This window comes from Cysteiniphilum marinum, assembly GCF_014857925.1.
Lineage (GTDB): Bacteria > Pseudomonadota > Gammaproteobacteria > Francisellales > Francisellaceae > Caedibacter > Caedibacter marinus.
Genome location: NZ_JACYVZ010000002.1, coordinates 97,963 through 117,614, shown reverse-complemented (window position 1 = coordinate 117,614; position 19,652 = coordinate 97,963). Strand labels below are relative to the sequence as shown.

The window sequence follows — 19,652 nt, the reverse complement described above, 5'->3', positions numbered from 1 at the left end:
AGATTCGATGCCAGATGAGCAGTTCACTGTTATTACTGATTTGATGGATAAGGGGGCTTTTGTCAGTAATTTTTTGCAGACTCGGCAAGCAATAGAATCTGCAAAATTGGTAGAGGGTTACTTTAAAGGTGTGACTAGGGATTATAAAGCAAGTTTTAGTGGAGCTTCTATATCTCCTTTAGAACTACCAAAACACCAGAAATATTTATCGAAAGTAGCATTGGATAATTTGCATGGTCAAGCGTTGCCTTTGGATAAATGGATTCAAACAAGTCATCAGGCAATGAAGTTTGGTGGTACGATTAAAATCAATATTAAAGAAACACCCGAAAATATTCTTAAAGTATTAGAGGCGGTTTATTTGCTTAATAACCACTTGTTGTCAGCAGATTTTTTTAGTTATGCAGTAGGCATTCAGCTTATGGATTTACCAGAAAAACCACAATTCGTTACGTTTCCACTCAGTTATGAAATATTTGTTCGTCAACAGGGTTGGGAAACCAATAAATACACTTGGGCAATTATAGACATATATGAATGTACAATAAATGGCGTCAAAAGAGAGTGTTATGGGCAACCAAATATCCCCAAGTATGCAAATATAGGCAAAAACATTAAAAGCCCCTTGGATGTGGCGCAATATTTTAAATTTATTCCCAGAAGACCTGCTAAGTATGATTCTTTAATTTATGGGGAGCAGGATTCATGGGGTATAACAAGAAGGGCTAAGCTCTCAGACTCAAAGTGGCTAATCGATACCCCCATGTATCAACAAATAAAAGATATATACAACAAAGACAATAAAGAGCAGGAGAACAGTCATGGCTAAGACAATAACACAGCAGCAAGCTGCCATATTAAGCAATCTGATTTATGCGGTCAGTACCGAAGGTGACAATCAAGGCAATTATATTTTTGATAATTCGGTAGTTGCTAATAGTGAGAAAAAAGATTTAACGCTAAACGATTATATTTATGACGAGCGAGGTGATTTTAGAAAAGGCATCCCTGATGATATTAAACAACAAATTGCGACAATGCCGGCACAATTTAGTGAAGTTTTAAATAATTTTCAGCTAAGAGAGACAAGTACGACAATTGAGCATAATGGAGAGCTCGGTGTCGGCGGTATGGGGTATTATGGAATTGCAATCAATCCGGTTGATGACAAAACGAGTATTGCGATAGTCAATAAAGGGACTGATAGTGTAGGTGATGTTATCTCGGATGTGCAAATGCTTATTGGTAATATTGCTGATAATATGCTTGCTGGAGTGACTTTTGTGGATAAAATTCGAGATAATTTAAAACCCATGACGATCTCCACCACGGGTCATTCGTTAGGTGGCAGTATTGCACAAGCGCAAAGTGCGATGTTAGGTGAGCAGTTAGGTGAAAGTATCACATTTGAAGCCTTTGGTATCCAAAACATTATAAATCCATTAAAGATTGATGGGCAGTATTATGAGATCGGTGTGATTAATAATCAAATTGTTCATGTGGCTGTAACTGATCCGAGGAAAATAGCGCTTTATAATAAATATGCTGAGAATAAAGATCTTATCGATGATAAAATACTCAATTATCTGCGTGAAGGAGATTATGTCGATCCGGTGTCGGATAATATTGGGCAAACAATTATGTTACCTGGCGGTGGGATTCTCGACTCTGGAGATATCCATAAAATCCATAATTACTTATATCAAGGCTATGATGATAATGGCAATTTGATTCCAAATAAGCTGAATATTGATGTCGTGCTAAAGGAGTATGGGGACGATATTGCGTTGATTGCGAAAGCTGAGCTGGTTTTGCAGCAATTAATAGAGAAAATGGTTGAGAACCCACTTAATACTGCAGATTTTGAGGCTCTATATAAGTTAGCTATGGAAGATGCGGGCATTGATGAGGGCTTGTTAAGTGAGGCACGCGATCGTCTATCTGATTTCAAAGATGTCTTTGGCGATTATGCGAATTTTAAAGACATGCTAATCATGGGAACAAATGTTGATGATGATTCAGCACAAGGTGAGTTATTGCGCCAATTAATGGCTTTACTAGCTCAAGGTGTTGATATTAATCAAGTGGGCAATGTTGTATTGGATGATTTGATTAATCAACTATTTAATACGGCATTAAGCGTACCTGCGTTGCGTCAAGATCCCTTGGTTTTAGATTTAGATGGTGATGGAATTGAGACAATTGATACCAATAGAAAAGTGATGTTTGATCATACGGGTGATAATGTCTACTACGCTACTGGTTGGGTTGGCAAAGATGATGCATTATTAGTGCGTGATATCAATGGCAATGGCAGAATTGATAATGGATTAGAGTTATTTGGCGAAAATACCATAAAACAAAATGGACAAAATGCCACAGATGGTTTTGATGCGCTATCGGATTTGGATGACAATCATGATGGGGTGTTTAATGCACAAGATGCAGCCTTTAATAGTGTCAAAATATGGCAAGATGCTGATCAAAATGGCTTCTCAACAGCAAGTGAACTTAAGACGTTAACCGAAGCCGGAATTAATCATATTTCATTGAATAAACAATCGATCAATAAAGAGGTTCTGGGTGCTACTTTAGCCTTTGAGTCAAGTTATCAAAATAGTAGTGGTCAAAGCTATCAAATCGTTGCCGCAAACTTTACCGAAAATAACTTTTATAAACTTGATATGAATAGTATGTTTGAAATTACAACTGCTGATGTTAAGGGAGCTGTTGGGGTTAAAGAGGTTATAACTTATAGAGGTTATGGAGCGGTTAATTCAATGCGCCAATCTTTGCAAGTAAGCCAAGGGTTAAGAGATGCTAAGGTTATTCTAGTTAATGGTGGTAGCTATGACTCTAATTTGCAGATTGATTTATGGACGAAAGCAGGCAGTGATTTTGTATCGGCAGAGAGTATGCTTGATGGTTTGACCTTGCAAGATGGTACTCAAATACAAATGAATATAAGCACAGGAGTTGTCGAGAAAATTAAGCAAACAGCGTATTTAGAGCGGGTCAATGGGCGGCGATTATTAGATTATAGTATTGTTGATAAGGGGAGTTATTATAGCGTTGGTATTAAAACAGGTGATGTGACCTTTGGCTGGCAAAATGTGACTAAAGGTGGCACTGTGACAATGGTTGATCAAAGCTTTTTTCAGCTTGTCAATGGGCAAAGGAGTGCGGTGATTAGTGAAGCATTTCAGCTGATGATTGAGAATATGAAAGAACATCAGCAAGCTAATCGCTATCAAGCAGTGTTAACACAAATGCTACCTTATATAACAATAGAGCAGGATGCATTAGGTGTCGCCCAATATAATTGGCAACGATTGGAGAATTATTTCCTAGAGATGGCAGAGCATAATCCTGAAAAGAGCTTCTCAAGACTAGAAATGATTATTGATCGTCAACAGAAAGCATTTCAACAATTGGGTTTTGACGCGTTAAAGCTTGCCAATGACATGTTAGCTGCACCAAGTAACAAAATGATGGCTGAATTATCATCACTTGATGAACTTAAGTTTATGGGGAGAGCATATCATTTTGTCAGTGCATCTCAATCTGAGCAAGATCTTGATAATTATTTGATTGGTAATCATCGTAATGAAAATATTTATGGTTTAGCCGGTAATGATACTTTAGAAGGAAGAGGTGGTAGTGATTATTTATACGGTGGGTTAGGAAATGATAAACTTTATGGCAATGGTGATGACTATCTATATGGCGGCGCGGGTGATGACACTTTAATGTCACAAGGAAACTGGCAGCATAATACACTGATTGGCGGCAAAGGAGATGATTTGCTTATTACTTATAATTACACGACAACGACTTATGTCTATGAAGTAGGTGATGGCATTGATACGATTCGTCGTGGCGGCAGCTATCCATATGATCGATTTAATGATGTATTGCGTTTTGGTGCAGGTATTAGCTTTGAGGATTTAAGTTTAAGCAAACAAGGAAATAACTTGGATATTCAGGTTGGGGATGATGCAACTAATCGTGTGCTCATAGAGAATTTTTATGCAACAAGTGGCTATACCCGTACAAAGGTTAGTGGATTTGAATTTGCCGATGGTACAGTAATTAAGCGTGAAGATGCGCGCTTGAATCCAGATATTATTGGTGATGAATTAGCAAATACGTTATCGGGCACAGATTTTAGTGAAAGCTTTTTTGGGTATGCTGGAGATGATGTGATTCATGCAGGTGCTGGTAATGATGTTATTGAAGCAGGAGAAGGTGATGATGTCATTTATGCAGGGAGTGGTAATGATATTGTGCATGCAGGTGCGGGCAATGATGTAGTGCATGGTCAAGGAGGCTTTGATCAACTATATGGCGAGGAAGGTAACGACACCCTATATGGTCATGGCAACAATTCAGAAGTTTATGGAGGTAACGGTGATGACACCTTATTGTCACAAGGAAACTGGCAGCATAATACACTGATTGGTGGCAAAGGAGATGATTTGCTTATTACTTATAATTACACGACAACGACTTATGTCTATGAAGTAGGTGATGGCATTGATACGATTCGTCGTGGCGGCAGCTATCCATATGATCGATTTAATGATGTATTGCGTTTTGGTGCAGGCATTAGCTTTGAGGATTTAAGTTTAAGCAAACAAGGAAATAACTTGGATATTCAGGTTGGGGATGATGCAACTAATCGTGTGCTCATAGAGAGTTTTTATGCGACAAGTGGCTATACCCGTACCAAAGTGGGTGGATTTGAATTTGCCGATGGCATGATGATTAAAAGAGAAAGTGTGCAATCAGGTAGTGATAATAACGATATTTTGGTTGCAAATGGTGATCTAAGCTATCTTCATGGTGGTAATGGTCAAGATAGCTATGAAGTTGATTTTACACAAACACAGAAAACAATTGTTGATAACTATGATAATGATAACAGTAGTGACTTTATGAAACTCAATGGCATTAAAACGACAGATTTACGCTTTTATCGCGAGGTAAGCAACTTAATGATCAAAAATTTGGCAGACAAAAATAAACCGAAAGAGATTGTAGTTCAAGACTGGTTTGAGTCTGAAGATCATCAAATTGATGAGATTGAGATTGAGCAATTTGTGCTTAGTAATAAACAAATCGATGTAATTATCCAAACTTTGGCAAGCTTTAATGTCGAAAGTGGTGTTGGTGAAGATTTGTTAAGCCAAGATCAACAAGATGAAATCAAAAATATGTTGGCAAACTCGTGGACACCAAAAAGTGCTTAAAGGTATATGATGACAGTTTATTTTTTAGCTTCAAACTGCTTAACGTGTTGTTTATAAGCACTTTGATCATGACTGGTAAAGCGGCGTTTATGCTCGTTAAGTAGGGTACCGCCTAAGCGCATGTTAATTTTCTCAATGCTTTTGGTGAAGTGATCAAAGCACACTTGTGGCTCATAAAATTGTACAAGATCAGCGATTTCACAACGGCATAATAAGCGTGTGTAATCTTTTTGCGTGAAGCTCTCAGGGTCAAATCCTTTGACTGGCGCGTCAGCTTTGATGCTAAAGAGTACGTCTTTGTCTTGAGTTAACAGCTCAAAGCTTTGATCTTCAGCGTTAAAGCTTAAACCGCTGTGTTTAAACAAAGTATCTAGATCTTCACCATTAAATACGTAACCACGCGGCGCACTAATAAAGTAACTGACAATACCTTTTTCAAGTTGTGAGTAATCCGCATGAGATGCTTCAAGCTCACTAATCGGTGTATCGGCTAATGGATCGAGCTTGATATCGGCACCAAGCTCAATTTTTTGCGCAACGTCTACTGCATCTTTGTCATGTGATGTTGCATCTTTATGTGATTGCTTGGCTTCAGCTTTTTGTTTATGTGTTGTTTTTTCTGATTTTTGCGCTTTTTTGACGGCTTTCTCTTTTTCTTGAATCGCTTGCAACTCTGCCATCTCACGCTTATATTTCTTGCGCTTACTACGGCGAAATGCGTCAATCAACAGTAAAATTACGATGATAATACTGAGCAATAAAATCAATTGAACTTGAGTCATGTTTATAATCTATATAATGGTATTTCAATAAAGGCTTATTCTAATCAATGCATGCCTAATTAAAAAGACAAAAGCGCTAAGAATCTAATAAATTTATAATTTCATCACTGACTTTGCGATCAGCGTCAAGCATTAATAGCTGATGTAGGCTGTGAAACGTTGCTTTAATCTCTTGAGTATATGCTTGATCGTCAAAGAATCGTTTTAATTCATGAGTGATTTGATTGGCTGTGAAATTCTTTTGCAAAAGCTCTGGTACTATTTCTTTATCAGCAAGGATGTTTGGCAAGCCAACAAATTTTGTTTTTAGCATATGTTTAACAATGGTTGCTGTGATTGTTGACATTTGATAACCAATAACCATTGGTTTTTTATAAAGCATCGTTTCAAGTGCCGCGGTACCTGAGGCAACCAAGGCAAAGTCACAGGCTTGTAGCACCATGTGTGCATTACCATTGAATTTCTGAATATTGAGTTTATCAAGCAGTTCTTGATGTTTATTAATCTCACCATATAAACTTTCTTTCGCTACAGGCAGCAAGGTATCAAACTCATAACCTTGGCGTTTTAACTGGGCAATACTCTGTAAGAAAGTCGGCAGGATGCGAATGATCTCTTGTGTGCGGCTGCCTGGTAGTAACGCAATAACTTTCCTATTGGGGTTTGTATCAATATCAAGCTGTTTACGTGCGCCAACAGTATCTTCATTCATAGCAACTTTATTGGCTAAAGGGTGCCCGACAAAGATCGCTTTGTGCTTATGTTTTTGATAGAAAGCCTCTTCAAAAGGCAAAATGGCAAAAACGACATCAGTAGCGCGTTTGATCTTTTTCATGCGCCCTTCGCGCCATGCCCAAACAGAAGGGCTGACATAGTGCGCAGTTTTGATGCCACGCGCTTTAAGCTTAGCTTCAATCGGTAGGTTAAAGTCAGGTGCATCAATACCGATATAGATATCTGGTGGATTATCTTGGCAATGTTTAAGAATACCTTTGCGCACCTTTAAAATAGCAGGAAGGTGCTTTAATACCTCAAAAAGTCCCATGACGGATAGTGTTTCAATGGGATAAAGGCTTTTAAGTCCGGCATCAATCATTTGCTGACCACCAATGCCTTCTAGAATAGCATCTGGATAATGCTGTCTTAATAAACGTACAACACCAGCACCAAGCTGATCACCAGAGAGCTCACCGGCAACAAGCATAATACGCATTAGCGAATGATCCCACGTTTGGAGCTTTCTAGTAATGTAACAAATCGCTCAATCGCGGGTGTTTCTTGTTGCATGACTTTAAGTTTTTCAATGGCTTCAACTAAACGTAAGCCTTGACGATAAATGACTTTATAAGCTTCACGTATCTGGCGAATATCTTGCGAGGAAAAACCTGCTCTTTTTAAACCTTCGACATTAATGCCGCAAGGTGAGGTAGTAGGCGATGCCGTCACCATCAAATAAGGCGGAACATCTTGTGTGATTAGTGCCATATGCGCAATAAAAGCGTACGCTCCAATGCGACAAAATTGGTGAATGCCTGAGTTAATGCCAATCGTGGCAAAGTCATCGACATGCACATGTCCGGCAAGTGCTGCATTATTAACAAGAGTAACATTGTTGCCAACATGACAATCGTGCCCAATGTGCACATAATTCATAATCAGGTTGTTATTACCAACACGCGTAATGCCGTCTTCTTTGGCAGTGCCACCATGGATCGTCACGCATTCACGAATGATATTGTTATCACCTAAAATAAGCTGTGAAAACTCACCATGAAAAGTGCGGTCAATCGGTTCTTCACCGACGGAGGCAAATTGAAATATACGGTTATTCTTACCAATAATGGCATTTTTACCTATAACCGCATGAGCAGAAATATTACAGCCTTCGCCAATTTTGGTATTTTCACCAATAATGGCATAAGGGCCTATCGTGACATTGTCAGCAATTTCTGCTGTTTCATGAATAACTGCTCTTTCATCAATCACGTTTATACTTCCCTATAAGCTGCAAGAAACTCAGCGCTTGCAACCAGCTCGCCATCAACGTAAGCCTGAGCTTCACTTTTGCACATACCGCGCTTGATTTTGCCCATTTTTGCATGGAATTTTAAGACGTCACCTGGGACAACAGGGCGCTTAATACGCACGTTATCAATCCCTGCAAGTACAAAAAGCTTCTTATGATCTAATTGATCTTGTTCACTTGCCATCATCTTAACGCCCAAAACACCAATGGCTTGCGCCATGGCTTCAACGATTAAAACGCCAGGCATGATCGGTTGATTTGGGAAATGCCCGTTGAAAAACTCTTCATTGGCAGTGACATTTTTCTGAGCAATAGCCGTGCCTTCCTCGATGTTAATTTCAAGGATTTTATCAATCAATAAAAAAGGGTAACGATGCGGTAAAATTTCTTTAATTTGTTGAATGTTAAGCTGCATGTGTAATGTGCCTTACGTTGGTTTATTCAGAATCTTTGCATTTCTTCTCGAGCATTTTAACACGAGTTTCCAGTTTATCTAACCTAAATATGCGCGCGCTGGTGCGTTTCCAGTCCATATGCGGACGAGCATTAAATGCTGCAGTATAAAAGCCAGGTTCGGTAATGCTTTTGCTAACATTTGAGGCAGCTGCTAATAATACATTATCACAGATTTCCAAATGACCACTAACACCGACTTGACCGCCAAGTAAGCAATTTTTGCCAATAGTAACGGATCCAGCAATGCCTGTTGAACCGGCAATTGCGGTGTTTTCACCAATAATGACATTATGTGCGATTTGTACTTGATTATCGATCTTAACCCCATCGGCAATAATGGTGTCATCAATCGCGCCTCGATCAATAGAGGTACAAGCACCTATTTCAACATGATTGCCAATAGTCACCCCGCCAATTTGTGGAATCTTAACCCAGTTACCTTTCTCATCTTTGGCATTGCCAAAACCATCGGAACCAATCACTGTATTGGCATGAATAATGCAATGTTCACCAATGTGTACACCGTGATAAATCGTGACATTAGATTTTATTTCTGTCTTTGTGCCAATGCTTGAGTTATCTAGGATCACACAATTAGCACCAATAATAGTATTTTCAGCTATGATGACATGCTCACCAATGACGACATTGGCGGCAATGGATGCACTTGCGGCAATTTTGGCAGAGCTTGCGATTGTTGCACTTGGGTGAATGCCAGAACGCGCTTTGGGCGCGCGATCAAACAAAGCCGCAACCTTAGCAAAGGCAAGATAAGGGTTATCAAGAACTACCGCATTGGTTGGGCAAAGCTCAAGCGCCTCTTTGGTTAATAAAACCGCTGAAGCCTTGGTGTCTTTAAGGTCATTGATATATTTGCTATTGGCTAGGAATGAAAGATGGCCTGATTTGGCACCTTTGAGTGTCGCTAAGCGATCAACGACGATAGATTCATCACCATGGACATAACCACCAAGATCTTCGGCAAGTGTTTTAAGTGAGTACATGTTTATATATCCTTATTCGTATAAAAAAAAAGCCCCATTAAGGAGCTTTTTGATCAACTGGCTAGTGCGCGATTACGCAGCAGCAACTTCCAATGCTTTGATCTTAGCAACAAGGCGACTCTTATGACGAGCTGCTTTGTTCTTGTGGATTAAGCCTTTAGTAGCATAACGATCTAATACTGGCTGAAGTTTAGCAAAACAATCTTTTGCTAAAGATAAATCGCTTGCTTCGATTGCTTTAATGGTCTTCTTCATGAATGTTCTCATCATTGAACGACGAGACATGTTATGTTGACGGTTTTTCTCTGCTTGTCTTACACGTTTTTTAGCTTGTTTACTATTAGCCAATGTTCTTCTCCGATTATTTATCTATATTTAGGTATCAAGTGACAGATCACCACAATCAAGAAACGGACACGCTTTTCTGAAATAGGATCAACTGCTAATTTAAAATCGCAGCGTATTTTGAACCGATTTGAATGATATGTCAACACTGTGTTTTTAATCATTAGAAAAAAGGCATAATTTTGGCTACAATGGCAAACTGCGTATCAATCTAAACGGCGAAAATAAAGTCATGCAAGCACAGCAAAAGCAAGAAAAGCAGGAAAAGAATATTATTCATACCGACATCTTGGTGATCGGTGGTGGGGTCAATGGTACAGGGGTGGCTGTTGATGCCACAATAAGAGGTTTAGATGTTACATTATGTGAAGCAAAAGACTTTGCCTCAGCGACATCATCAGCCAGTAGTAAGCTTGTGCATGGCGGTTTACGTTATCTAGAACAATATGAATTTAAGCTTGTCAAAGAAGCCTTAAAAGAGCGTGAAGTATTACTTAAGAAAGCGCCACATATTATCCATCCTTTGCGTTTTGTGTTGCCGCATGCCAAACATTTGCGCCCGGTGTGGATGATTCGTATCGGTATGTTTTTATATGATTTTCTCGCGGGTAAAATGTCATTGAAAAAGTCGCAAAAAATATCATTAGTCAACACGTTAGAAGGTGAGAATCTGATTGATGACTTCAGTGTTGGTTTTGCCTATTCTGATTGTCGGATTGATGATGCGCGTATGACAATGCTTAATGCACAACAGGCCAAAGCGCATGGCGCTAAAATCTTGATGCCATATCAATGTGTCGAGGTAAAAAAGGTGAAAAAGGCAGAAAGTAGCTGGCAAGCGACACTTGTAAATGACAAAGGGGATGAAGTAACGGTGCTAGCTAAAGCCGTTGTTAATGCTGCAGGGCCTTGGGTTGCCGATGTCATTCATGATGTACTAGAGACGAGCTCTAAATCAGCAGTGCGTTTGATTAAAGGTAGTCATATTGTCGTGCCTAAGTTATACGAAGGTGATCATGCGTATATCCTGCAGAATGCCGATGGCCGTATTGTCTTTGCGCTGCCATATGGCTTTACCAGTGAGCATGACAATGAATTTACCTTGATTGGCACGACGGATGTTAATTATCAAGGTGATCCACGCGATATTGCTATTAGTCAGGAAGAAACTGATTATTTGTGTCAATTGATCAATGGGTATTTCAAAAGCAAAATTACACCAAAAGATATTATTTGGAGCTATGCTGGCGTGCGTCCGTTATATGATGATCATGCCAAGGATCCGTCTAAAATCACACGTGAATATCATCTGGAGCTTGAAGATGATCAGGGTAAATTACCGGTATTATCAATCTTTGGTGGTAAGATTACGACTTATCGCACGTTGTCCAAACATGTCGTGGATAAGTTGGCTCCTTTTTTTCCAGAAATGAGGGCGTGCACAACTGATAAAGTGGTAACACCAGGTGGTGAGGCAAACTCATTTGCTGAGATTTTAATGAAGCTAAATGCAACTTATCCATGGCTTCAAGACAAACACAGTTATCGTTTGGCATCATCGTATGGTATGCAAAGTGTTGATGTGTTAAAGGATGCAACATCTTATGATGATCTAGGTATATGCTTTGGTTATAATCTTTATCAGCAAGAGGTTGAATATTTGATTGAACATGAATGGGTGCGCGATGTTGATGCACTATTGTGGCGTCGTAGTAAGCTTGGGTTATGGTTGAAAAAAGATGAAGTAGAGCAATTAACGCAATGGTTAGAAAAGCATTTGAAATCACTGTAAATGCAAGCTTAAACGTACCCTTCGACTAAGCTCAGGGTGCGTTGACATTGTTGGCTGAGCGTTAGTCGAAGCCATCTGTTGTTTTCATCCTTACCCTTCGATTATTTTCAGGGGATGGTTAATATGATTAGTTACATAGAAAAACAAAGGAAATTAAATGGAAAGCAGTTTTAAAAGAGTCCCAAAAACTGGGGTGATTTATGTTATGTCCAAGGCGCAAGCGCATGGTTTTTATTATGGTAATCCTGAGTGGTCTAACTTAGGACAAGGCGCACCTGAAACTGGAGACATGCCTGAGAGTCCTGCGCGTTTAAAAGATATATCATTAGATCAAATCTCAGCTGAATACAGCCCTGTCGCAGGTGATATTGAGCTTAGAAAAGCAGTGGCTGAGCTATATAACCAGCGCTATCGCTTTGATAGAAAATCACAATATACCTATGAAAATGTGGCCATTTCATCAGGTGGTCGCTCAGCGCTTTGTCGGATTGCCGCGACGATGAATAATATTAATCTTGGACATTTCCTGCCAGATTATACTGCTTATGAAGAATTATTAAATGTCTTTGGTGGCTTTGTGTCGATGCCAATTTCTTATCGCATTGCCGATGGTTTTAAGCCCGATGTTGCTGAGATGGAAAAAGCGATGATTAACATGGGTTTAGGAGCAATGCTGTTATCTAATCCATGTAACCCAACAGGACAGATCATTGTTGGTGATGAGTTAAAATGGTTGATTGACTCAGCAAAAAAAATTGGTTGTTCGATGATATTTGATGAATTTTATTCACATTATTTATATGATCAAAACCAAAAAACACTAAGTGCTGCCGCGTATATCAAGGATGTTGAGAAAGACAATATTTTAATTGTTGATGGATTGACTAAAAACTGGCGTTATCCAGGCTTGCGTATTTCATGGACATTGGGTCCAAAAGAAGTCATTGAGGGTATTGCTTCAGCTGGATCATTTTTAGATGGAGGTGCTGTACACGCAATACAAAAGGCAGTTGTGCCATTGTTGGATCTCAAACATGCTGATCAAGAAGCGGATTCAATTCAGAGTGAGTTTGTCAAAAAACGTGATTATATGGTCTCACGTCTTAAAGAAATGGGCTTTGTATTATCAAGAGTCCCTGAAGGTGGCTTTTATTGCTTTGCGTCTTTGGAGAACCTGCCAGAGAGTCTTGCTGATGGTATGAAGTTTTTTAAAGCGTTATTACAATACAAAGTGATTTGTGTGCCAGGTGAGTTCTTTGATGTTAATCCAGGACAAAGGCGCAAAGTAGTTAATACACGCTTAAAGAAATATGTGCGTTTAAGCTTTGGACCTAGCTTTGACGAGATCAAGCTAGGCTTGGATAGAATACAACAGATGTTGAGGGAAGCTACGCAGTAATCTTCTTGTACTTAATGCGATGAGGGTCGACAGAGTCATCGCCTAGGCGTTTTTTCTTATCTTCAATATAGGCCTCGTAATTTCCTTCAAACCACACAACATTACTTTCACCTTCAAAGGCTAAGATGTGTGTTGCCACGCGATCTAAGAACCAGCGATCATGCGAGATGATCATCACTGAACCTGGGAAGGCAAGAATGGCTTCTTCAAGTGCGCGCAATGTCTCGACATCAAGATCATTCGTTGGTTCATCAAGTAATATGACATTGCCTCCCTTGCGTAGTAACTTCGCTAAATGCACGCGATTGCGCTCACCACCGGAAAGCTGATGAATAAATTTCTGCTGATCAGAACCTTTAAAGTTAAAGCGCCCAACGTATTGACGTGAGGGGATCGTGTACTTGCCAACAGCAATGACATCAAGTCCATCAGAGATTTCTTCCCAAACAGTTTTATCACCATCTAAGGTGTCACGTGACTGATTAACATAGGCAAGCTCAACTGTTTCACCAAACTCAACATTGCCCGCATCAGGTGTTTCAATGCCTGATATCATTTTAAAGAATGTCGATTTACCTGCGCCATTTGGTCCAATAATACCAACGATAGAACCTGCTGGAACCTCAAAACCAAGCTGATCAATCAATAAGCGATCACCAAAGCCCTTGCTGATACCATCAATATTAATGACTTTATTACCTAAACGCGGTCCAGGCGGGATGTATAAATCTTGTGTGGCATTACGTTCTTGGAACTCTTGAGAGCTTAGCTCATCAAAGCGCGATAAACGTGCTTTTGATTTGGCTTGACGACCTTTGGCATTTTGACGTACCCACTCAAGTTCTTGTTGCAATGCTTTTCTATGTGCTGTTTGTTTTTTCTCTTCTTGGGCTAGACGCGCTTCTTTTTGCTCTAGCCAGCTTGAGTAATTACCTTTAAAAGGAATTCCTTCACCACGATCAAGCTCAAGAATCCATTCAGCAACATTATCTAAGAAGTAGCGATCATGGGTAATTGCCACAACAGTACCTTTGTACTCTTGTAAGAAGCGCTCAAGCCAAGCGACACTCTCAGCATCTAAATGGTTTGTTGGTTCATCTAAGAGCAGAATATCCGGAGATGATAATAACAGTTTACACAGGGCAACACGACGTACTTCACCGCCTGAAAGCTTTGATACATCAGCATCCCAAGCAGGTAAACGAAGTGCATCAGCTGCAATCTCAAGTTTGCGATCAATCTCCCAAGCACCTGCGGCATCGATTTTGTTTTGTAGCTCACCTTGTTCGGCAAGTAGCTTGTTCATTTCATCATCGGACATTGGCTCACAGAATTTCATGCTAATTTCATCAAAGCGTGTCACCAGTGCTTTAAGATCGGCTAAGGCCTCTTCAACATTGCCCTTAACATCTTTTGTTGGATCAAGTTGTGGTTCTTGCGGTAAATAGCCGATTTTAACGCCCTTGCGAGGTGCTGCTTCACCGACGATCTCAGTATCAAGCCCTGCCATAATACGTAGTAATGTTGATTTACCTGAGCCATTAAGACCCAAGACACCAATCTTGGCACCATCAAAAAATGATAGCGAAATATCCTTTAAGATATAGCGATTGGGCGGCACAACCTTACCAACGCGATGCATTGAATAAATATATTGTTCAGACATTTAAAAATCCTTAGTTTGTTTTTATAATAAGATAATCTATAACGCAGGCGATTATATACCACTGTAAAATAATGCACGAGTGGTATTGCAAAAAATCCCAGATATTAACACAAACCAACTAGCCAAAGATCAGGTTTTTAGGCTACACTTTGGGTGGAAATTAAATTACAAAGATATTTCAATAATCAACCTTTAAAAGGAGTTTACATTTATGAATAAAGTAATTAGGCCAAAACGTGTGTATGCTGCCATTTGGATGCTTTATGGTGCAAGTATTTTAGGACTGCTAGATTTGCTGACCTCATCAACATTGGTTATGGTTCCAATGGAGCATGTTTGGCTTGATGTAGTTGCTTATATTGTGCTAATAGCCGTAGCATTTATAATTAGCTTAGGGGTTAAAACGGCAAAATGGATTTATATAATCCTTGCGATTATCTGGTATGCGTTTTTAATCTTTTATTTGCCAGAGCACGCCAGTCATCCGCTTAATTTCTGGTTAGTGTTTATTGAAATTATTTTAATCATTGCCGCATTTTATATTTTGTATCAGCCAAAAGCCATGCGTTGGTTTAATAAAGCGCAAAAAATCTAAATTCTCAATCTTTAATAATTCTTTTCTCTACTTAAGTTTCACTTAATTTGATCTTGATATCGTCACGAATATTGTTTTTCTAATCCTATGTATTATTAATTATTCAGCTTTTGTTCGAAAACTAATGACTTGATAATGCATGTTTTTAACAAAATAGAATTGATATTAAGGAGCTTATGTGACTTACAGTAAGTGTGCACTTTTTGTGGCATTATTAAGTGCTATTGGTTATTTTGTGGTGATCAATTCGTCTGCCATTTTATTGCCCATGCTATTTATTATGATGCTAATCGTATCGTTATTAGTATCTTTACGGTTGGCCTCTAGATCTGAGACAAGATTTAAGCAGCGTTACCAATATTTATTTGTTGTATTAAGCGCGCTGATGACAGGAGCTGTTTTATATGGGCTTCTAAAGTCATTGAATAACCCTGAGACAATATCATTCTTGATTGGCAAGATAATGATTTTCATATCCATTCCTTTTATTTACCAGTTGATGTATAAGAGCATACTGTGCATTCATTATTTGCTGTTTCGCCCAAAGGTGCCAATGAATGAGCCAGTTGATGCGACTGAACTGCCAAGTTGTAGTATTTTAATCGCAACAAGAAATGAGCCGTTTGATGTCTGTAAATTAACGTTTGATTCAGCCAATGCACTGATTTATCAAGAGGATAAAAAAGAAATCATAGTCGTTGATAATAGTGATCTGAATCATCCGGATCTTGCAAAATGGCAAAGCTATGTTGAAGAACATGCGCAAAGTGGTTCGCTGACAAATTATAAATTTATTCACAGGCAAGGTACGGACGGCTTTAAACCAAAGAATTTAGATATTGGTATGGCGCATATCACCAAAGATCATGTGCTATTGCTAGATGCTGATTCGACATTAAAAGAGGATACATTGCTTAAAACAATGCCCGAGTTTGTCAAAGATCCCAGTCTGGGGTTTGCGTCACTTCTGATCAAAGGAACCAATCAATCATGTAACTTCTTTGCTAAAATCGGATGCATTTCGCAAAATATGCTGCGCTATAGCATGAGTTTGATTGGGCAGGCAGGTTTTGTGATCTTCCAAGGGCATAACTCGATATGGTCCATGCAGGCGTTACAAAAAGTCGGTAACTGGCTTGAAGAGTTTCGTGGTGAGCCGATGATTGTCGAAGATGTGGCTGCAGCCGTTCGCTGTTATTTTAAAGGGTCATATGGCAAAACAATATGGGTGGAGTCTGGTGAGTGGGTTCCGACTTCTTTAAAAGAATGTCAATCGATGTGGATGCGCTGGACATATGGCAATATGCAAATTACGCATAAATACATTGGTAAAATTTGCCGCTCAAGATATATCAGCGTCAAAGAGAAGCTTGATATTCTTAATCAGATGTTTTCTTTCTCTACTGTGCTTACGCCATTTATTGCATTATTGAGTATCTTTTTCCCAGCGCAATCTGGGATATGGCTAAGTATGTTAGCACTTAGCTTTATTCCTTCCGTGCTTTATGCCATCGGCTATGGACTTAAAAATAAATCTAAAAACAATCAGTCCATCTTGAGGCGTGTCTGGGAACTCTACTTAGGCTTCTTTGTGATGAACTCCTTTATCATCTGGGTGTCAATGAAAGCCGTTTATAATTATCTTATGGGGATATCGCAAGGTTGGAAACCAACGGGCAAAACAGCAGAAAGTGCCCAAAGTTGGACAAGTGTATTGATAAGTTATAAGAGCATTTTATTTTATTGTGCTTTTGCCATAGGGGCGTTTGTAACAAAGACGACGCTTGAAATTTATAATGGTCACGAGATGATTGTGCCGCTTATTTCTCAGCTTGGTGGTTTGAGCTTTGTATTAAGTTTAGGACTTGCTTTGCCTGTGTTTGGTCAAGAGCGTATGCAGGAAGTCGAGGAAATTAATAAAATGAGCATTGCCTTTGAGGATACATTAGTCGGTGCGCGCTAAGCATAGCGCTAAGTAATACTTCACACCATAAACCATAGCGTTCACAGACAAGTCAAAGGTTGTTTCATGCACCATCGAGGTGAGGCCTAAAGCTTCATTGCGTACACCTAAAAATGCATAACATGCCGGAATCTCTTTGGCAAAGTAGGAGAAGTCCTCTGATGCCATCCATGGGATATGAGATAGTAGCGTGTTTTTCTCACCGACCACATGATTGGCTGCGGCAATGGATTTTTGTGCACAGTTGGCATCATTTTGCGTTTCAGGGTAACCAGATAGATAATCGATATCAACCGATCCGGCATAAGTAGCAGCTATGCCATTGGCAATTTCATATAAGCGCTTTTTAACGAGCTCGCGCGCAGCTTGGCTAAGATAGCGAATGCATCCCTTAAGTTTAGCTTTATCGGCAATGACATTATAAGCGCTACCTATGTTAAGTGCAGTGATGGATATCACCGCAGGATCAAAGCTTGAAAGGTTTCTTGAGGCAATCGTTTGCACAGCGTTGACAAATTGCGTTGCCATAATCATCGGATCATTGGTCGTGCATGGCGTACTGGCATGTCCTCCTTTACCTATAAAGGTAAGATCAAATAGATCAACACCGGCTAAGGCGACAGGTTGGCAAATTTGCATTTTTCCTTCATCAATCGAGGGTAAGACATGGATGCCATAAATAGCGCTAACACCCTCTAATGCACCATCTTTGATCATTGCCGGTGCGCCACCGGGTAAAACCTCTTCAGAAGGTTGAAATAAGAAGCGCACATTAATCTTTAATTGGGCCTTGTGAGTAACCAATGTATGCGCTGTGGTGAGCACCATCGCACAATGCGCATCATGCCCGCACATATGTGCCTTACCATCGATGGTTGACTTATAATCACACGTGTTTTGCTCATGTATGGGTAACGCATCCATGTCAGCGCGCAGTGCAATCATCGGGTAATCAGGGTTGACAATCAAATCAGCAATAAGTCCTGTTTTGCCAATGTTGCGCTTAATCGTTAACCCAAGCGTTTGCAGTTTGTCCGCGATAAAATCGGCAGTATTCTCAACATCAAATCCAAGCTCAGGGTGGCGGTGAATATGCTCACGCACTTCACGTAAATAGTTTTGGTCAATCGTTAAGTCATCAATGATATTAGCCACCGTGAGTCTCCTTTTTTGACAAATGTTTCAGTGTGTTTGCTGTAACCAATGAGGCAGTTAAGCAGCTGATTAAAATCAGCAAAATGGTACTATTTAAAATCGCATTACTTAAAATCCCCGTTTTATAGCCGACCAAAATAATCGCTAAAGTTGCAGCAGCGTGCGCGCTACTTAAGCCAAAGATTAAACGACCATCAAGGGGGGACAGTTTAAGTGTAATCTGGGTAAATTTTGCGGCAAGCCATTTACTTAAAAGCGCAACAATGATTAAAGTAATCGCGATACCTAAGACATGATGAATATCAACAAGCACATGTAAGTTCACAATCATACCAACGCTAATCAGGAAAACCGGAATAAATAAGGTGTCACCAATAAAATGAATTTCGGCTTTTAACTTTTTCTTTTTGGCAACAAAACGATTTAAGGACAGACCTGCAAAAAACGCGCCAATAATCGCATCAACGCTAATGATCTCAGCAAGTAATGCCAACAGAAAAACGACTAATAATACAAAGGTGTAATGCAGACTTTTCTTGCGGGCAAAGAGATAAAAAAATCCTTTAGCAATATAGGGGATAACAACAAAGGCAATAAGACTGAAAAAGATAAAACCAATGACAAGACTTATCAGCATCATCATACTGCTACCTTCTTGATGAAGTCCGGTAACCAATGCCAGAATAAGTAGTACTACCGTATCGGTAATAATGGTGCCGCCCACGGCAATGGCAACTGCTTGGCGTTTGGCATGTCCTTTTTTACTGACCATCGGGTAAGCAATTAAGGTGTGCGTTGAAAACATAATCGCAACTAAAATGGCTGCATTAACTTGAAAACCAAAGGCATAATAAAACACGGGGAAACCTATAGCAAAAGGAATAATAAAGGTCAGTATGCCAAAGAGTATGCTCTTGCGTTTATGTAGTTTAAACTCTTTCATCTCAAGCTCAAGACCAGCTAGAAACATAATATAAAGGAGCCCCGTGGTAGCAAAAATCGTTACCGCAAGGTTTTGATCTAAAATATTTAAAGCATGGGGGCCGACGATAATACCGGTGACAATCAGCCCGATGATGCTCGGTATTTTACTGTAATGACAAATCACTTTGGCCGCAAGAATAAGTGCTAAAACAACGGCAAAAATGCTCACAGGATTATCTAGCGGTAGGGTAAATAGGTGTTTAAGCGTTTCAAGCGTATGCATGAATAATCCT

The 19,652-nt window shown here is 39.6% G+C and carries 15 protein-coding genes; 6 read left to right on the top strand and 9 right to left on the bottom strand.

The window, feature by feature from the left end; genetic code table 11:
* The first annotated feature begins 7 nt into the window (after window positions 1–7).
* Window positions 8–829, top strand: coding sequence for a hypothetical protein (locus IE867_RS01755; RefSeq protein ID WP_192483059.1), 822 nt, complete (start codon window positions 8–10; stop codon window positions 827–829).
* Window positions 822–5,252 (top strand): hypothetical protein, encoded by a 4,431-nt coding sequence (locus IE867_RS01750; RefSeq protein WP_192483058.1) that lies wholly within the window; start codon window positions 822–824, stop codon window positions 5,250–5,252. The genes IE867_RS01755 and IE867_RS01750 overlap by 8 nt, the downstream gene beginning before the upstream one ends.
* Before the next feature lie 17 nt (window positions 5,253–5,269).
* Here the strand turns inward: IE867_RS01750 and IE867_RS01745 are convergent, their stop codons facing one another.
* The 6 genes from IE867_RS01745 to rpsT all read right to left on the bottom strand — a co-directional run bounded on the left by IE867_RS01745 (window position 5,270) and on the right by rpsT (window position 9,868).
* Complete coding sequence (locus tag IE867_RS01745; RefSeq protein ID WP_192483057.1) at window positions 5,270–6,034, bottom strand: cell division protein ZipA C-terminal FtsZ-binding domain-containing protein; 765 nt, start codon at window positions 6,032–6,034, stop codon at window positions 5,270–5,272.
* 76 nt (window positions 6,035–6,110) lie between these two features.
* Complete coding sequence (lpxB, locus tag IE867_RS01740) at window positions 6,111–7,247, bottom strand: lipid-A-disaccharide synthase (protein ID WP_192483056.1); 1,137 nt, start codon at window positions 7,245–7,247, stop codon at window positions 6,111–6,113.
* A complete protein-coding gene (gene lpxA, locus IE867_RS01735) occupies window positions 7,247–8,020 on the bottom strand; it encodes an acyl-ACP--UDP-N-acetylglucosamine O-acyltransferase (protein ID WP_192483055.1) in 774 nt (257 codons plus the stop codon). The genes lpxB and lpxA overlap by 1 nt, the downstream gene beginning before the upstream one ends.
* 2 nt (window positions 8,021–8,022) lie before the next feature.
* Window positions 8,023–8,475, bottom strand: a complete 453-nt coding sequence (gene fabZ / locus IE867_RS01730) for a 3-hydroxyacyl-ACP dehydratase FabZ (protein ID WP_192483054.1) — start codon at window positions 8,473–8,475, stop codon at window positions 8,023–8,025.
* Window positions 8,476–8,497: 22 nt separating this feature from the next.
* Entirely contained in the window at window positions 8,498–9,520 is a 1,023-nt protein-coding gene (gene lpxD, locus IE867_RS01725; RefSeq protein WP_192483053.1) for a UDP-3-O-(3-hydroxymyristoyl)glucosamine N-acyltransferase, read from the bottom strand.
* Between the two features lie 72 nt (window positions 9,521–9,592).
* Window positions 9,593–9,868 (bottom strand): 30S ribosomal protein S20, encoded by a 276-nt coding sequence (gene rpsT, locus IE867_RS01720; RefSeq protein WP_151194416.1) that lies wholly within the window; start codon window positions 9,866–9,868, stop codon window positions 9,593–9,595.
* A gap of 229 nt (window positions 9,869–10,097) precedes the next feature.
* On the opposite strand from rpsT, the gene glpD reads away from it, so the two are divergent.
* Entirely contained in the window at window positions 10,098–11,657 is a 1,560-nt protein-coding gene (gene glpD / locus IE867_RS01715) for a glycerol-3-phosphate dehydrogenase (RefSeq protein ID WP_192483052.1), read from the top strand.
* A gap of 157 nt (window positions 11,658–11,814) precedes the next feature.
* Window positions 11,815–13,056, top strand: a complete 1,242-nt coding sequence (locus tag IE867_RS01710) for a pyridoxal phosphate-dependent aminotransferase (RefSeq protein WP_192483051.1) — start codon at window positions 11,815–11,817, stop codon at window positions 13,054–13,056.
* Here the strand turns inward: IE867_RS01710 and ettA are convergent.
* Window positions 13,046–14,722 carry an energy-dependent translational throttle protein EttA gene (ettA, locus tag IE867_RS01705; RefSeq protein WP_192483050.1) on the bottom strand — a complete coding sequence of 559 codons (1,677 nt, stop codon included), beginning with the start codon at window positions 14,720–14,722 and terminating at the stop codon, window positions 13,046–13,048. The two genes, IE867_RS01710 and ettA, sit on opposite strands and share 11 nt — an antisense overlap.
* Before the next feature lie 211 nt (window positions 14,723–14,933).
* On the opposite strand from ettA, the gene IE867_RS01700 reads away from it, so the two are divergent.
* The gene (locus tag IE867_RS01700; RefSeq protein WP_192483049.1) at window positions 14,934–15,317 is read left to right on the top strand and encodes a hypothetical protein; all 384 of its coding nucleotides are present in this window, start codon (window positions 14,934–14,936) and stop codon (window positions 15,315–15,317) included.
* Between the two features lie 178 nt (window positions 15,318–15,495).
* Complete coding sequence (locus tag IE867_RS01695) at window positions 15,496–17,280, top strand: glycosyltransferase (protein ID WP_192483048.1); 1,785 nt, start codon at window positions 15,496–15,498, stop codon at window positions 17,278–17,280.
* Here IE867_RS01695 and IE867_RS01690 read toward each other — a convergent pair.
* On the bottom strand, window positions 17,263–18,426 hold the full coding sequence (locus IE867_RS01690; protein ID WP_404826246.1) for a M20 metallopeptidase family protein: 1,164 nt from the start codon (window positions 18,424–18,426) through the stop codon (window positions 17,263–17,265). The genes IE867_RS01695 and IE867_RS01690 overlap by 18 nt on opposite strands.
* Before the next feature lies 1 nt (window position 18,427).
* Window positions 18,428–19,642 (bottom strand): cation:proton antiporter, encoded by a 1,215-nt coding sequence (locus IE867_RS01685; RefSeq protein WP_192483046.1) that lies wholly within the window; start codon window positions 19,640–19,642, stop codon window positions 18,428–18,430.
* Between the last annotated feature and the right edge of the window lie 10 nt (window positions 19,643–19,652).

Coding starts and splice junctions, on each gene's coding strand:
- IE867_RS01755 (WP_192483059.1), top strand. CDS start 8: ATGCCAGATGAGCAGTTCACTGTTATTACTGATTTGATGGATAAGGGG.
- IE867_RS01750 (WP_192483058.1), top strand. CDS start 822: ATGGCTAAGACAATAACACAGCAGCAAGCTGCCATATTAAGCAATCTG.
- IE867_RS01745 (WP_192483057.1), bottom strand. CDS start 6,034: ATGACTCAAGTTCAATTGATTTTATTGCTCAGTATTATCATCGTAATT.
- lpxB (WP_192483056.1), bottom strand. CDS start 7,247: ATGCGTATTATGCTTGTTGCCGGTGAGCTCTCTGGTGATCAGCTTGGT.
- fabZ (WP_192483054.1), bottom strand. CDS start 8,475: ATGCAGCTTAACATTCAACAAATTAAAGAAATTTTACCGCATCGTTAC.
- lpxD (WP_192483053.1), bottom strand. CDS start 9,520: ATGTACTCACTTAAAACACTTGCCGAAGATCTTGGTGGTTATGTCCAT.
- glpD (WP_192483052.1), top strand. CDS start 10,098: ATGCAAGCACAGCAAAAGCAAGAAAAGCAGGAAAAGAATATTATTCAT.
- IE867_RS01710 (WP_192483051.1), top strand. CDS start 11,815: ATGGAAAGCAGTTTTAAAAGAGTCCCAAAAACTGGGGTGATTTATGTT.
- ettA (WP_192483050.1), bottom strand. CDS start 14,722: ATGTCTGAACAATATATTTATTCAATGCATCGCGTTGGTAAGGTTGTG.
- IE867_RS01700 (WP_192483049.1), top strand. CDS start 14,934: ATGAATAAAGTAATTAGGCCAAAACGTGTGTATGCTGCCATTTGGATG.
- IE867_RS01685 (WP_192483046.1), bottom strand. CDS start 19,642: ATGCATACGCTTGAAACGCTTAAACACCTATTTACCCTACCGCTAGAT.